Consider the following 14,293-nt stretch of genomic DNA (forward strand, 5'->3'; position numbering starts at 1 on the left):
CGACGGGTCAGGATTCCGCCGGAGCGTCCCGATGGGCCCTCAGTGCTGCGATCTCACGTTCGAAGTCCTCGGCGGAGCTGAACCCGCGATACACCGAGGCAAAGCGCAGGTACGCGACCTCATCCAGGTCACGCAGCGGGCCAAGGATGGCCAGGCCCACCTCATTGCTGGGAATTTCCGGGGATCCAGCCGCCCGGACGGCATCCTCGACCTGCTGGGCCAGCAGGTTCAGCGCATCATCATCGACATCACGACCCTGACAGGCCCTCCGTACGCCCTTGACGACCTTGTCGCGACTAAAAGGCTCAGTGACCCCGCTGCGCTTCACGACGGCCAGCACGGCGGTCTCGACGGTGGTGAAACGGCGGCCGCACTCGGGGCATGAGCGCCGGCGTCGTATCGCCTGACCCTCGTCCGCCTCACGGGAATCGACAACGCGCGAGTCAGGATGACGGCAGAACGGACAGTGCATTACTGCTCCTTCGCCGGTTCTGGACTCTATGTCGTTGGGCTGGGATGACTGACGCACCGCGCAGCGCGCCCAGACCGGTGTCGAGGATACCCGTGCTCCCGCACGCCCGAAGGTCACGTCCGTGTGCCGATCAGCCGACCGGGGAAACCAGCGTCTGACCGGCTTGCACTGTCGCCGAATCAAGTTCATTGAGTTCGCGGATCTTGGACACCACCGCCGAGCGTGGCGCCTCAGGCGCGACACGCGACGCGACGTCGGCCAGGGTCTCTCCGGGAGCGACCTGCACAACCGCAAGGCGGTCCGGCACGCCCGCTCCCCCGATGCCCGCGGCGCTGACCTGGCCGAGCATCAACAGCCACATCGTCGCCACCGCGGCCCCCACCGCGACAACGATGGTGGCCTTCAGGCTCACCGGGCGGCGACGATGTACGCGATGCGCTACCCCCGACACACGGATGCCGTTACCGCGGTAGGCAACCGGTCGGCCGGCAGGCCGCCGATAGGCGACGGTGCGCACCGGCAGCGCCCGGCGCTGAGTCAATGGGTACTCCGCACTGTACGCGCGTGCCGGCGGGGCGTACTCGCGCGGCGCACCCTCGCGAGCGTGAGAACTACGCGGCGGGGTGAGAACGTTTGTGCTCATCGGTATGCCCTTCCTGTCCTGTCGATCTGTCCTGTCGATCGGTTAACCCGTTCGCTCTTATGTTCGAATGTACTCGATCATGTGTTCGACGTCCGAACATGTGATCGATTTGTAGCATCCGACACCGACAAGTGCTGCTGACCTGCCCCGTTACCCTCCCGGGGCGACCCGGCGCCCCCTATTTGCGACACGCATCGAACACATGTTTGATATATGCCGTCGACAGGGCTAGATTCGGGCCCATGAGCGATACACCCAGCAAGGGACCCGCCACCGGTTCACTGACCGAGCGCCAGCGGACCATCCTGGAGGTCATCCGCGCATCGGTGAATGAGCGGGGCTATCCCCCGAGCATCCGCGAAATCGGAGACGCCGTCGGGCTCACCTCCACCTCGTCAGTCGCCCACCAACTACGCACCCTTGAACAGAAGGGCTTTCTGCGGCGTGATCCCAATCGTCCACGCGCCGTTGATGTTCGGGGAATCGATGACGCGGGCACTCCATCGGCGACCACCGACGTGATCGGCTCGGGCGACCTGCCGGAGCCGACATTCGTGCCTGTGCTCGGGCGCATTGCCGCCGGCGGTCCCATCCTCGCCGAGGAGGCCGTCGAAGATGTGTTCCCACTCCCCCGCGAGCTTGTCGGCGAGGGCTCGTTGTTCCTGCTCAAGGTGGTTGGCGAGTCGATGGTGGACGCCGCGATCTGCGACGGCGACTGGGTGGTGGTCCGCCAGCAGAACGTGGCCGACAACGGCGACATCGTGGCCGCGATGATCGACGGAGAAGCGACCGTCAAGACGTTCAAGCGGACATCGGGCCAGGTCTGGCTGATGCCGCACAATCCACTCTTCGAGCCGATTCCCGGCAACGACGCCGCCATTCTGGGCAAGGTCGTCACCGTTATCCGGAAGGTCTAGGCCTCCCCGGGCGCCGGCCCCGGCGCGCGGGAATCGCCGGCGGAGGTCAAGAACAGCTGAAAATGCGTGACGTCATGCCAGCTGCCCAGCTTGTATCCAATCCGCCGGTACAGCGCGACCTGCTCGAATCCCATTGTCCGGTGCAGCTTTTCACTCGCCGCATTGGGTGTGACGACAACCGCGAGCACGGTGCGATAACCCAGCTCCCGTAGCCGGCCGAGTAACGCTGTGTACAACTGGCGTCCGGTGCCGCGCTGCCTGCGCGCGCCGTCGACATAGACACTGACCTCACAGGCCCATTGGTAGGCAGTGCGCGACTTCCACGGCGCCGCATACGCGTAGCCGAGAATTTCCCCGCCATCCTCGGCGACGAGCCAGGCATGTCGGTGGGCCGCCGTCTGGATGCGTTCGGCAAGAACAGCATCCGACGGCGGCACCTCCTCAAACGAGATGGCCGTATCGGTCACATACGGCGCATAGATTGCCGCACACGCGGCCGCATCGGCGGCCGTCGCGTCACGAATGTGCATGGGCGACTAGAGCGAACGCCCGATGATCTCCTTCATGATCTCGGTAGTGCCGCCGTAGATCGTCTGGATACGGGAGTCCATGTATGCCCGGGCCACCGGGTACTCGCGCATGAAGCCGTACCCGCCGTGCAGCTGCAGGCAGCGGTCGATCAGGTGGACCTGCTTCTCGGTGCTGTACCACTTGGCCATCGCGGCCTGCTCGACACTCAGCTCTTCTTTGTTGAGCAACGAGATGAACTCGTCGACCATGACCCGGATGACCGTTGCGTCGGTGGCCAGCTCGGCGAGCAGGAAACGACTGTTCTGGAAGCTCTTGATGGGCTTGCCGAATGCCTTGCGCTCGGTCGTGTACGCAATGGTCTCTTCGAGCACCGACTCCATCGCGGCGGCCGCCATGACGGCGATCGACATACGCTCCTGCGGCAGGTTCTTCATCAGGTAGATGAAGCCCTGACCCTCTTCACCCAGCAGGTTGGCCGCAGGCACCCGGACGTCGGTGAAGGACAGTTCGGCGGTGTCCTGAGCATCCAGACCGACCTTGTCGAGCTTGCGGCCGCGTTCGAAGCCCTCCATGCCGCGCTCCACAACGATCAGCGAGAAACCCAGCGCGCCCTTTTCCGGATCGGTCTGTGCGACCACGATCACCAGGTCGGCGTTGATGCCGTTGGTGATGAAGGTCTTTGCGCCATTGAGAATGTAATGATCGCCGTCCTTGACGGCGCGGGTCTTGATGCCCTGCAGATCGCTTCCGGTGCCGGGCTCGGTCATGGCGATGGCCGAAATCAGCTCGCCGGAACAGAAGCCGGGGAACCAGCGGGCCTTCTGCTCGTCATTGGCCAGGTCCCGGAAGTACGGGCCGGCGACATCGTTATGCAGGCTGAATCCGACGCCGGTGTGGCGTCCCTTGGTCACCTCTTCGGTGATGATCGTGTTGTAGCGGAAATCGATAAGACCACCGCCACCGAACTCCTCGGGCATGTCGGTGCCCAGGAAGCCCTGTTTGCCGGCCTCGACCCACAGTGCACGGTCGACGATCTTGTTCTTCTCCCACTCCTCCTTGTACGGCTCAGCGTGCCGATCCAGGAAGGTCTTGAACGACTCGCGGAACAGTTCGTGCTCGGGTTCGAAAATGGTGCGTTTGAACTTAACGGCGCCGGCCATGATCACCTTCCGGTTTGGATTTACGTACTTGGCAGAATGTATACCAACCCACTGGTCGGTCGGTACTCGCCTGCCCGGTTTCGTCGGACAGAAAGCCTAGAGTCATTCAGGTGATCAGGCCCGCGTTTTCCGCTGTTCAGGTGAGTGGCTCGGCACGGCTTTCCCACACCCACTGGGGCGCGTTCACCCCCGAGGTCCGGGACGGCGAAGTGATCGGCGTCACTCCGATCGAGACCGATCTAGACCCCTCCCCGCTGCTGCAGAACATTCCTGGTTCCATCCGGCACCAGGCCCGGGTGACCGCGCCGGCGGTGCGCAGCGGCTGGCTGCGGGAGGGCCCTGGCCCCAGCGACAAGCGTGGCGCCGACGAATACGTCGAGGTGTCCTGGGATGAGCTGACCGAACTGCTGGCCGATGAACTGCGGCGCGTCGTCGACACCCATGGCAACGAGGCTATCTACGGGGGCTCATACGGCTGGGCCAGCGCAGGGCGCTTCCACCACGCCCAGAGTCAGGTGCACAGGTTCCTGAAACTGCTGGGCGGGTATACCTTTTCGCGTCATTCCTATAGCCTCGGCGCGACCGGCGTCATCATGCCGCACGTCATCGGAACCCACGACGGGCTGTTCAAGCGATCCACATCCTGGGACGTGATCGTCGAAAACACCGATCTGCTGATCGCGTTCGGCGGAATCGCGCTGAAGAACACGGGTGTCAACCATGGCGGCACCACCGCGCACCCGGCGCGCGATGCCCTCAACAGATTCCGCGACCGCGGTGGACGCATCGTCTCCTTTAGTCCGCTACACGATGACATCGACGGCGAATGCGAATGGCACGCCCCGATTCCCGGGACCGACGTGGCGGTCATGCTGGCGCTGGCGCATGTGCTGGCGGTGGAGAAGCTCGCAGATCTGACCTTCTTGAGCAGCTACTGCACCGGCTACGAGCGGTTCGAGCGCTATCTACTGGGCGTCGACGACGGCGTACCCAAGAGCCCGGAGTGGGCGGCACCCATCAGTGGCCTGGACGCGGCCGAGCTGCGCACCTTGGCCCGCCGCATGGCGGCAGGGCGCACTCTGGTGACGGTCAGCTGGTCCCTGCAACGGGTGCGCCATGGTGAGCAGGCACCCTGGATGGGACTCACCCTGGCCGCGATGCTCGGTCAGATCGGGCTTCCGGGAGGCGGTTTCGGCCATGGCTACGGCTCGATGAACGAGCCCGGGCTGGCCCCGGTGAGCTGTCCGCTGCCCACCTTTCCGCAGGGCCCCAACCCCGTCGAGACGTTCATCCCGGTGGCGGCCATCAGCGAGCTCCTGCTGCGCCCTGGGCAGACGCTCGCCTACAACGGTCAAACACTGACCTTGCCGGACATCCGCTGCGTCTATTGGGCGGGCGGCAACCCCTTCCATCATCATCAGAATCTGCCCAGACTGCGCCGCGCGCTGTCCCGGGTCGACACCGTCGTCGTGCACGACCCGGTGTGGACCGCGATGGCCAAGCACGCCGACATCGTCGTGCCGTCCACCACCAGTCTGGAGCGCGATGACTTCTCCGGTAGCCGCAACGACCCACTGCTGGTGGCGATGAAAGCCGTCGCACCGCCCTATGCCAACTCCCGTGACGACTACACCACGTTCTCGGCACTCGCCGACAGACTCGGATTCGGCGAGCAGTTCAGCGAGGGACGCACCGCCGCCCAGTGGCTGCGCCACATCTACACCGAGTGGGCCGGCGCGCTGAACTTTTCGGTGCCCTCCTTCGACGAATTCTGGGACCGCGGCTATCTGGAGTTGCCGACCGATGCCGGCCTGACGCTGCTGTCGGACTTCCGTGAGAACCCCGCTGCGCACCCGTTGCACACTCCCAGCGGGCGCATCGAAATCTTTTCCGAGACCATCGACGGCTTCGGATACTCCGACTGCGGTGGTCACCCACAGTGGTACGAACCCACCGAATGGCTGGGCGGTGAGCGCGCTCAGCGTTTTCCGTTGCATCTGATCGCCAATCAGCCGCGCACCAGGCTGCACAGCCAGCTCGACTTCGGTGGCACCAGCCAAGGGTCGAAGGTGCGGGGACGCGAGCCTCTCCGGATACATCCGCAGGACGCCGCCACCCGTGGTATCGCCGACGGCGACGTGGTGCGGGTGTTCAACGACCGCGGCGCCTGCCTGGCCGGGGCGGTCCTCGATGAGGGCCTACGACGCCAGGTGGTGCAGCTGTCGACCGGGGCATGGTTTGACCCGATCGAGCCCGCCGACCCGAATTCTGCTTGCGCCCATGGCAATCCGAATGTGCTGACAGACGACTCGGGAACCTCGTCGCTGGCGCAGGGCTGCACCGGGCAGCACGTGCTGGTGCAGATCGAACGGTTCGAGGGGACGCCACCGCCGGTGCGGGCACACACCCCGCCGCGGTTCGTCGCCCGCGACTAGAGCGCGGTCAGGACGGCGGCAAGCGCCCGCGGCACCCGCCCCACTACCCGCGTGCCATCGGCGAGATGCTCGGTGGACTGCACCTGCCCCTCGGTGTGGATTCGGGCCACCAGATCGCCGCGCTCGTACGGGATCACCACATCGACGGGTACATCACCGCGGGGCACCGCCTCGGCGATCGCCTCGCGCAGCGTGGCGATCCCCTCGCCCGTGTGCGCCGACACGAATAGCGCCTTGGGTAACGCGCGGCGCAGCTGCGCCAGCGCCAGATCACCCGCCGCGTCGACCTTGTTGATCACCAACAGCTCCGGCGCCGCGGACGCATCATGATCGGCGACCACCTCACCGATCACCGTGCGCACCGCCTCGATCTGGGCCAGCGGTGCCATATCGGACCCATCGACCACATGGACGAGAAGATCCGCGTCGGCAACCTCTTCCAGCGTGGACCGGAATGCCTCGACCAGCTGGGTCGGCAGGTGCCGCACGAAACCAACGGTGTCCGTGATGACGAATTCGCGGCCGTCATCGAATGTTCCGCGGCGCGTCGTGGGTTCGAGCGTGGCGAACAACGCGTCCTGAACGAGCACCCCTGCCCCGGTGATCGCGTTCAGCAGACTGGATTTACCGGCGTTCGTGTAGCCGACGATGGCAACCGATGGGACATCGCTTTCCAGGCGGCGGCTGCGCTTGGTGTCACGAACCTTCTTCATATCGCGGATCTCGCGGCGCAACTTGGACATGCGCTCGCGGATCCGGCGCCGATCGGTCTCGATCTTCGTTTCACCGGGGCCACGGGTGCCCACCCCGCCACCGGCGCCGCCGGCACGACCACCGGCCTGCCGGGACATCGATTCACCCCAGCCGCGCAGTCTCGGCAGCATGTACTCCATCTGCGCCAACGAGACCTGCGCCTTACCCTCGCGGCTGGTCGCGTGCTGGGCGAAGATGTCCAGGATCAGGGCGGTGCGATCGATGACCTTGACCTTGACCGCCTTTTCCAGGGCCACCAGCTGGGCCGGGCTTAGCTCCCCGTCGCAGATCACCGTGTCGGCGCCGGTGGCCAGCACGATCTCGCGCAGTTCGATCGCCTTGCCAGAGCCGATATACGTTGCCGGATCGGGCTTTTGGCGCCGCTGGATCAGACCTTCGAGCACCTCGGATCCGGCGGTTTCGGCCAGTGCGGCAAGCTCGGCCATGCTGGCCTCGGCCTCCTGCGAGGTACCCTCGGTCCAGACCCCTACCAGCACAACTCGTTCCAGGCGCAGCTGGCGGTATTCGACCTCGGTGACGTCGGCGAGTTCGGTGGAAAGCCCCGCCACACGTTTGAGTGCGGCGCGGTCTTCCAGCGCAAGCTCGCCGTCGGTGGGCGTCTCATAGGTGGTACGCATACTGGCTACCGATGCTCCCACCCGGGGCTCATCGAACGCATCCGAATTATCCGCAGGCGCCAATGCCGCCCCACCATTCATCCGAGATTTCGCCATCGGCCAGCAACATGGAAGGCCCGCGCAGGAAGCTGGATTCACCGGTGACCGTCACGCGAACCTGTCCACCAGGAATGTTGACGACGACCTCGCCGGTCCGCTGCCCGATGTGACGCAGCGCGGCGTAGGCCGCCGCTACCGTTCCCGTTCCACAGGAACGTGTCTCGCCGACACCACGCTCGTGAACGCGCATATGCACCGTGTTCGCCGGGCCCGCGGACGGAGCCGTCAGCACCTCGACATTGACTCCATCGGGGAACAACTGCTCGTCGAAGGTAACCGGCGCACCCACATCGAGGATGCGCAGCTGCTCGGTTGTCAGTACGGCATCCACACAGGCCAAGTGTGGATTACCCACGTCGATGGCCAGGCCGGAAAACCGGCGTCCACCGACGATCGCCTCGCCGGCACCGAACTCCTTGACCGGCCCCATGTCGACCGTCACATCGGCGGTGAGCTGGCTCCAGGAATTGATGCGCACCGGCCGGGGCCCGGCCAGCGAGGCCACCACAAACTCGTCCCGATGCTCCAGTCCTACCGATCGCAGATAGTGCGCGAATACTCGCACACCGTTGCCGCACATCTCGGCGATCGAACCGTCAGCATTGCGGTAGTCCATGAACCAGTCTTCGCTGCTCACCCCGGCAGGTTTCTCGGCCAGGACCCCGCCCTCCAGAGCAGCGCCCACCGTGGTCACGCGCAGCACGCCATCGGCGCCGAGACCGCGCTGCCGGTCGCACAACGCCTGGACGGCGGCCACCGACAGGTCGCGTTTGATGTGGACATCCGGCAGCACCACGAAATCGTTCTGGGTGCCGTGCCCCTTGGTGAACTTCACGTATTCGAGGATAGGCGCCAGCGCGACACGATTTCGCCCGCCAGCCCTTCAGGGCCACCGGTCTCCACGGACTCCCCTGCCAGCCATACCACGCGATGATCGCGGCCGAACCACGACCGTTGACGACGGACATAGCGGCGGGTGCCGACGAAGGTCAGGTCGCGCGCCTGCGCCAGCGCCCCTGCACCACCCCCGGCGTCCAGCGCCGCGATGACCTGCGCGTATCCGATGGCCCGCGACGCGGTCACACCGTCACGCAACCCGGTACTCAACAGATATTCGACCTCGCCGACGAAACCCTGCTCGAACATCAGGTCCGTGCGCCGGGCGATCCGATCATCGAGTTTCTCCGTCTCCCAATCCAATCCGACGATCAATGTGTCCCACCGTGGCGGGCCGATGGTGGGCGCCGATGCCGCGAACGGCTGACCGGTGAGCTCGATCACCTCAAGCGCGCGCACTGTGCGGCGCCCGTCGGTGGGCAAGATGATCGCGGCCGCCGCCGGGTCACGCGCGGCGAGTTCGGCGTGCAGCGCGGTGACCCCGATCTGCGCCAAGCGCTCCTCCCAGCGCGCACGCACCTGCGGGTCCGTCGCGGGAAACGCCCAATCATCAAGTAACGCTTGGATGTACATCATCGATCCGCCGACGATCACCGGCACATGTCCGCGCGCACGGATATCGTCGATCGTCGCGACGGCGCGTTCTTGATAGGTCGCGACTGTGGCTGTTTCGGTCACGTCAAGCACGTCGAGCATGTGGTGAACGAGACCCCGCCGCTCGCATTCCGGCACCTTGGCGGTGCCGATATCCATACCGCGATACAGCTGCATCGCGTCGGCATTGACGATCTCCCCGCCCAAGCGCTCGGCCAGCTCCAGCGCGAGCGCCGACTTGCCGGTGGCGGTGGGACCGATGACCGCGATGGGCCGTGTCATGACACCCGCCAAATGCCGGCAAAATACCCCACCCCGTAGGGCGAGCCGCGATACAAGCACCTGGCCTCGACGACGTCGGAATCCACCAGCCCGGCGAGCACCTGGTATGCGGGACGGCCGGTGATGGCGTCCGGCAGGTGCCGTAACGAGGCGGCATCGCCCCGCGTCAGGGCATCGACGACGGCACGCTGCGCCGCCTCGGCGTCGGGCCGGTAACCGCCGGGCGCCTTGTCGGTCAGGGTGTTGGCGCCATCGGCGACGATCAGCACGCCGGGCGGCACCGGTCGCCTCTCGATCTCACCACGCAACGCCCGGCCGAAGGCCAGCGCATCCGTAGCAGGACCGACAAGCCGTACCTCGGCTTCGTCGGCTTCCGCGCGGCTGCGCAGCCACCCGGCGATAAGTACCGGCAGCGGGAGCTGGGCCGGCTTGCCCATCCGATCCGAGAGTGAAACGCGCACGTCAGCTCCGTAGCCGGCGAAAGTGCCCGACATATCGGCGTGGTACTGCCCGTCCCCGACTCCGATCGCGATCCATTGTGCGGGCAGGCTGCGGGCAACAGTCACGCTCGCCGCACGCAGCTCACCGGTCTCGGCCGCGGCCTCACCCCCCAATTCGGGTACCAGCAGCGGGGTCGACGGGCAGATGGCTATCGACAAATTCACAGCGCTAGCTGGCCTTCAGCGTCGGGGCCCACGCGATATCCACCTGGGACATCGCGGCCTCCTCGGGTAATCATCTGGCATATGTTCGCCCGTGCGGCGATGACACCTGTTTGAATGAACGGTGTAGTGAGCTTAGGGCGCCGTGCTGCGCGGCAACAATTGTAGGAAGAGGTTTCATGTCCGATCAGACACAGCCGGAACTCTCAACACAGCAAGAGCGTGTTACCCCCGTCCCCCGGCCGGGGCCGAAACCTCATCCGATGCCGCGCCGTCCCGCGGCGCCGGCTCCCGCGGCTCACCATGTAGACCCCCACAAGTTCGGCCGGGTGGATGATGACGGCACCGTGTGGCTGATCACGAGCGCCGGAGAACGCCAGATCGGGTCGTGGCAGGCCGGGGACGCCGACGCGGCGTATGCGCATTTCGGACGCAGATTCGAAGATCTGGAGACGGAAGTCCAGCTGCTGGAACTGCGGCTCGGGTCCGGGTCAGGTGACGCACGCAAGATCAAGACCGCCGCCGAGCACCTGGCCGAGACGCTGCCCGCCGCCGCGGTGCTCGGTGATGTGGACTCCCTGTCGGCACGGTTGTCGGCGCTCGTGGAGTCCGCGGACGCACAGGCAGCGGCGGCGCGTGCCCAGCGTGACGAGGCGCGCTCGGCCAGTATTTCCCGCAAGGAGGAGCTGGCCGCCGAAGCCGAGGAGCTGGCCGCCAACTCCACCCAGTGGAAGGCCGCCGGTGACCGGATCCGGGCCATTCTCGACGAGTGGAAGTCCATCCACGGTGTGGATCGCAAGACGGACGACGCGCTGTGGAAGCGGTATTCGACGGCACGGGAGACCTTCAACCGCAGACGCGGCGCCCATTTCGCCGAGCTGGACCGTGAGCGCGCCGGCGCCCGCGAGAAGAAGGAAGAACTCTGCAAGCGGGCCGAGGCGCTGTCGGATTCGACGGATTGGGGTGCGACCTCCGCGGCGTTCCGGAATCTGCTGAACGACTGGAAGGCCGCCGGGCGGGCACCGAGAGAGACCGACGACAACCTGTGGCACCGGTTCAAGGCCGCCCAGGACAAGTTCTTTGCCGCCCGCAACGCCGAATCCGCGTCCCGTGACGCCGAATTCGTGGCCAACGCGGAAGCAAAGCGCGCGCTGCTCGTCGAGGCGGAGAAAATCGATCCCGAGGCCGATGTCGACGCTGCCCGCGCGGCACTGCGCGCCATCGGCGACAAGTGGGACGCCATCGGGAAGGTTCCTCGCGAGCAGCAGGCCGACCTGGAGCGGCGCCTACGGGCGGTCGAGAAGAAGGTTCGCGAGGCCGGCGAATCCGGCTGGGGCGACCCGGAAGCCGAAGCACGTGCCGAACAGTTCCGCGACCGCGCACGCCAGTTCGAGGAGCAGGCGGCCAAGGCCGAGGCGGCCGGCAAGACCAAGGATGCCGAGAAGGCCCGCGCCAGCGCCCAGCAGTGGCAGGAATGGGCCGACGCCGCGGTGGCGGCCGTCAAGAGCCGCTCGCGCTAGCTACCCGTCCTACTTGTCGCGGTCCTCGTCATCCTCGAAGGCGTCGTCGAGGATGGTGCGCTGATCGCGCTTGGCGGCCTCACGCCGCTCCTGCTCGGCCGCGAGCTGCACCGCCGTGCGCGACCACACCACGCGCGCCCAGTGGAAGGTCAACAAAATGACAGCGATCCAGGCGATCACCAAGCCGATTCCCGGGCCCGGATGCCCGCTGCCCGCGGTCTGACGCGTCCAGATCGCCAGCATGCCGATGACACTGGCGACAAACGAGCCCGCCAGCGCGATCCAGGACAACACCCACCGGCGCGTCAGCAGCGCCAACATGGAGAACCCGACTCCGAAGATCATCGCGAGCCATACAAAGATCCGCGACGGTACCCGTACCGCTTCCTGATCGGCGATCGCGCCGTTGACCAGAACGTCGAATCCTCTGGCATGGCCGGTGTGCGGGAGCACGAAGGTCAGCAACAGCGCGAAAACCAGGACCGCCACCACCATGGCGCGGGCTCCGGGATCGATTTCGCCGGCGACCTTCTTCTCGGCGGCGTCGATGTCTTTGTGAAACGCCGCGAACTCATCGAATTCGGCGTCTTCTTTTCCCGGCTCGGAGTCATTCATAGCCCGCACCCTGCAACCTCAATCCGCTCTGTCTTCGGGGCCCCAATCGCGGGCATTCCCAAGCCAATTCCCGGCGTACTGGGCTTCTTGCCGGCTTCATGCGCGTCGCCCGCACGGGTGCGCCGGTGACTGCGCACGCCGTCGTCGGCAATCAGGTGGTGCGGTGCGGCACCGGTGACGTCGACGGTGATGATGTCACCGGGACGCAGTGCCCCGTCGACGTGTCCTTGCGGGCGGAAATGCACGAGGCGGCCATCGCGGGCCCGCCCGCTCATCCGGGCTGTCTCCCCGTCCTTACGGCCCTCCCCGGTGGCGATCAGCACCTCGATCATGCGACCGATCTGCTTCTGGTTTTCCTCCAGGGTGACGGATTCCTGCAGCGCGATGAGCCGGTCGTAGCGTTCCTGCACAACGGCTTTGGGCAGCTGGTCGGGGAGCTTCGCGGCCGGGGTGCCGGGACGGATCGAGTACTGGAACGTAAAGGCGCTGGAGAAACGCGCGCGGCGGACCACCTCGAGGGTCTGCTGGAAATCCTCTTCGGTCTCACCAGGGAAACCGACGATGATGTCGGTGGTGATGGCGGCGTCCGGCATAGCCGACCGCACCTTGTCGATGATGGACAGGAAGCGCTCGGACCGGTAGGAACGGCGCATCGCCTTCAGGATGCGGTCCGAACCTGATTGCAACGGCATGTGCAGCTGGGGGCACACATTCGGGGTCTGCGCCATTGCCTCGATGACATCGTCGGTGAATTCGGCGGGGTGCGGCGAGGTGAATCGCACCCGCTCCAGGCCGTCGATACGGCCGCAGGCACGCAGCAGCTCCGCGAAAGCTCCACGGTCCCGGGGAATCTCGGGGTCTGCGAAGTTGACGCCGTAGGCATTGACGTTCTGCCCCAGCAGCGTCACCTCCAGCACTCCCTGGTCTACCAGCGCCTGGACCTCACCGAGGATGTCTCCCGGCCTGCGGTCGATCTCTTTACCGCGCAGCGAGGGAACAATGCAGAAGGTGCAGGTGTTGTTGCAGCCGACCGAGATCGATACCCAGGCCGCATAGGCTGATTCACGGGTCGCAGGCAGGGCCGACGGAAAGTGCTCAAGTGCCTCGACGATCTCGACCTGCGCCTCATTGTTGTGTCGGGCGCGCTCCAACAATGCGGGCAGTGAGCCGATGTTGTGGGTACCGAAGACGACATCGACCCACGGGGCCTTGGCCAGCATGCCCTCGCGGTCCTTCTGGGCGAGGCATCCACCGACGGCGATCTGCATGTTCGGGTTGGCAGCCTTGCGGGGCGCCAGATGGCTGATGTTTCCGTACAGCTTGTTGTCGGCGTTCTCGCGCACCGCGCAGGTGTTGAAGATGACGATATCGGCGTCGGTGCCCTCGGGCGCCTTGACGTATCCGGCCGCATCCAGGAGGCCCGACACCCGCTCGGAGTCGTGCACATTCATCTGGCAGCCGTAGGTGCGCACCTGGTACGTCCGGACCGCCGATTCTCCGGAAGTCGCAGTACTGGTCACTGGCTTATGGTACGTGCCCGCGTTCAGGTGGATTTCAGCGCCGACTGGCACCGCTTCCGCCGGCACGATCCCGAACGTGCCAGCCCTGCCACCAATCGTCGACGGCGCAGATGGCGTTGACACCTATCCACGCCAACCAGCCCGCGCCGAACCACGCACCGGGGACAGTGGGTTCCACGACCGGCTCACACAGGGCTACCAGGACAGTGAGACAGATCAGCGCGATGACAATCGCGAACGAGATATCGCGCCGGGGCCGCGGTCGCTCAAGGTTCTCACCCTCTCGGAAATGCGCCCCCGTATCAACAGTTACTTGACCCGACGGGGTGGCCAAACGCATTAGCGAGCTAGGCAGCAGGAACAATCCGAAAATCAGCCCGAGACTTGCCATAGTCCAGCCCCAGGTAGTTGCCCCATTCATCACCGCAACCGGAAACGATGTGATGAACAGCACAGATGCGAGCACTCTTGCAAACGCCCTAATTCGCGGGCCCTCACCGGAAGACCGTCGACGCGCCCGCATGAATCCAGTATTACAGGAGTTTGCTGTAACCG

Annotated in this window: 14 protein-coding genes; 3 read left to right on the top strand and 11 right to left on the bottom strand. The window is 65.6% G+C overall.

What is annotated here, in order from left to right:
* Nucleotides 1-7 precede the first annotated feature (7 nt).
* Entirely contained in the window at nucleotides 8-472 is a 465-nt protein-coding gene (nrdR, locus tag MAB_RS15400) for a transcriptional regulator NrdR (protein ID WP_005057199.1), read from the bottom strand.
* 130 nt (nucleotides 473-602) lie between these two features.
* Nucleotides 603-1,115 carry a LysM peptidoglycan-binding domain-containing protein gene (locus MAB_RS15405; RefSeq protein WP_005081878.1) on the bottom strand — a complete coding sequence of 171 codons (513 nt, stop codon included), beginning with the start codon at nucleotides 1,113-1,115 and terminating at the stop codon, nucleotides 603-605.
* A gap of 242 nt (nucleotides 1,116-1,357) precedes the next feature.
* Between MAB_RS15405 and lexA the strand changes: the two genes are divergently transcribed.
* Entirely contained in the window at nucleotides 1,358-2,032 is a 675-nt protein-coding gene (lexA, locus tag MAB_RS15410; RefSeq protein ID WP_005076527.1) for a transcriptional repressor LexA, read from the top strand.
* Here lexA and MAB_RS15415 read toward each other — a convergent pair.
* Both MAB_RS15415 and MAB_RS15420 read right to left on the bottom strand, forming a co-directional pair.
* Complete coding sequence (locus MAB_RS15415) at nucleotides 2,029-2,562, bottom strand: GNAT family N-acetyltransferase (protein ID WP_005081875.1); 534 nt, start codon at nucleotides 2,560-2,562, stop codon at nucleotides 2,029-2,031. The genes lexA and MAB_RS15415 overlap by 4 nt on opposite strands.
* Before the next feature lie 6 nt (nucleotides 2,563-2,568).
* Entirely contained in the window at nucleotides 2,569-3,723 is a 1,155-nt protein-coding gene (locus tag MAB_RS15420) for an acyl-CoA dehydrogenase family protein (RefSeq protein WP_005081873.1), read from the bottom strand.
* 140 nt (nucleotides 3,724-3,863) lie between these two features.
* On the opposite strand from MAB_RS15420, the gene MAB_RS15425 reads away from it, so the two are divergent.
* Nucleotides 3,864-6,158, top strand: coding sequence for a molybdopterin guanine dinucleotide-containing S/N-oxide reductase (locus MAB_RS15425; protein WP_005111541.1), 2,295 nt, complete (start codon nucleotides 3,864-3,866; stop codon nucleotides 6,156-6,158).
* Here MAB_RS15425 and hflX read toward each other — a convergent pair.
* The 4 genes from hflX to MAB_RS15445 are packed head-to-tail and all read right to left on the bottom strand — an operon-like array spanning nucleotide 6,155 to nucleotide 10,086.
* On the bottom strand, nucleotides 6,155-7,549 hold the full coding sequence (gene hflX, locus MAB_RS15430) for a GTPase HflX (protein ID WP_005090287.1): 1,395 nt from the start codon (nucleotides 7,547-7,549) through the stop codon (nucleotides 6,155-6,157). The two genes, MAB_RS15425 and hflX, sit on opposite strands and share 4 nt — an antisense overlap.
* 46 nt (nucleotides 7,550-7,595) lie before the next feature.
* Nucleotides 7,596-8,483, bottom strand: coding sequence for a diaminopimelate epimerase (gene dapF / locus MAB_RS15435; protein WP_005111544.1), 888 nt, complete (start codon nucleotides 8,481-8,483; stop codon nucleotides 7,596-7,598).
* Nucleotides 8,480-9,421 carry a tRNA (adenosine(37)-N6)-dimethylallyltransferase MiaA gene (miaA, locus tag MAB_RS15440; RefSeq protein ID WP_005093732.1) on the bottom strand — a complete coding sequence of 314 codons (942 nt, stop codon included), beginning with the start codon at nucleotides 9,419-9,421 and terminating at the stop codon, nucleotides 8,480-8,482. Before miaA ends, dapF begins: the two co-directional genes overlap by 4 nt.
* Nucleotides 9,418-10,086, bottom strand: a complete 669-nt coding sequence (locus tag MAB_RS15445; RefSeq protein ID WP_005081861.1) for a class III extradiol ring-cleavage dioxygenase family protein — start codon at nucleotides 10,084-10,086, stop codon at nucleotides 9,418-9,420. The genes miaA and MAB_RS15445 overlap by 4 nt, the downstream gene beginning before the upstream one ends.
* 176 nt (nucleotides 10,087-10,262) lie before the next feature.
* On the opposite strand from MAB_RS15445, the gene MAB_RS15450 reads away from it, so the two are divergent.
* Complete coding sequence (locus MAB_RS15450) at nucleotides 10,263-11,603, top strand: DUF349 domain-containing protein (protein WP_012296629.1); 1,341 nt, start codon at nucleotides 10,263-10,265, stop codon at nucleotides 11,601-11,603.
* A 9-nt stretch (nucleotides 11,604-11,612) separates the two neighbouring features.
* On the opposite strand, the gene MAB_RS15455 is transcribed toward MAB_RS15450, so the two are convergent.
* From MAB_RS15455 to MAB_RS15465, 3 genes are read right to left on the bottom strand one after another with little or no spacing between them, the layout of a single operon-like run.
* On the bottom strand, nucleotides 11,613-12,218 hold the full coding sequence (locus tag MAB_RS15455; RefSeq protein ID WP_005081855.1) for an Rv2732c family membrane protein: 606 nt from the start codon (nucleotides 12,216-12,218) through the stop codon (nucleotides 11,613-11,615).
* Nucleotides 12,215-13,738 carry a tRNA (N6-isopentenyl adenosine(37)-C2)-methylthiotransferase MiaB gene (miaB, locus tag MAB_RS15460; RefSeq protein WP_012296630.1) on the bottom strand — a complete coding sequence of 508 codons (1,524 nt, stop codon included), beginning with the start codon at nucleotides 13,736-13,738 and terminating at the stop codon, nucleotides 12,215-12,217. Before miaB ends, MAB_RS15455 begins: the two co-directional genes overlap by 4 nt.
* Nucleotides 13,739-13,772: 34 nt before the next feature.
* Nucleotides 13,773-14,204, bottom strand: coding sequence for a hypothetical protein (locus tag MAB_RS15465; RefSeq protein ID WP_005111547.1), 432 nt, complete (start codon nucleotides 14,202-14,204; stop codon nucleotides 13,773-13,775).
* Between the last annotated feature and the right edge of the window lie 89 nt (nucleotides 14,205-14,293).

It is taken from the genome of Mycobacteroides abscessus ATCC 19977 (assembly GCF_000069185.1).
Classification (GTDB): domain Bacteria; phylum Actinomycetota; class Actinomycetes; order Mycobacteriales; family Mycobacteriaceae; genus Mycobacterium; species Mycobacterium abscessus.

What these genes read in the sequence shown, in the direction of transcription:
- lexA (WP_005076527.1), top strand. Translation starts at nt 1,358, where the DNA reads ATGAGCGATACACCCAGCAAGGGACCCGCCACCGGTTCACTGACCGAG.
- MAB_RS15450 (WP_012296629.1), top strand. Translation starts at nt 10,263, where the DNA reads ATGTCCGATCAGACACAGCCGGAACTCTCAACACAGCAAGAGCGTGTT.
- hflX (WP_005090287.1), bottom strand. Translation starts at nt 7,549, where the DNA reads ATGCGTACCACCTATGAGACGCCCACCGACGGCGAGCTTGCGCTGGAA.
- MAB_RS15455 (WP_005081855.1), bottom strand. Translation starts at nt 12,218, where the DNA reads ATGAATGACTCCGAGCCGGGAAAAGAAGACGCCGAATTCGATGAGTTC.
- MAB_RS15415 (WP_005081875.1), bottom strand. Translation starts at nt 2,562, where the DNA reads ATGCACATTCGTGACGCGACGGCCGCCGATGCGGCCGCGTGTGCGGCA.
- nrdR (WP_005057199.1), bottom strand. Translation starts at nt 472, where the DNA reads ATGCACTGTCCGTTCTGCCGTCATCCTGACTCGCGCGTTGTCGATTCC.
- miaA (WP_005093732.1), bottom strand. Translation starts at nt 9,421, where the DNA reads ATGACACGGCCCATCGCGGTCATCGGTCCCACCGCCACCGGCAAGTCG.
- MAB_RS15420 (WP_005081873.1), bottom strand. Translation starts at nt 3,723, where the DNA reads ATGGCCGGCGCCGTTAAGTTCAAACGCACCATTTTCGAACCCGAGCAC.
- MAB_RS15405 (WP_005081878.1), bottom strand. Translation starts at nt 1,115, where the DNA reads ATGAGCACAAACGTTCTCACCCCGCCGCGTAGTTCTCACGCTCGCGAG.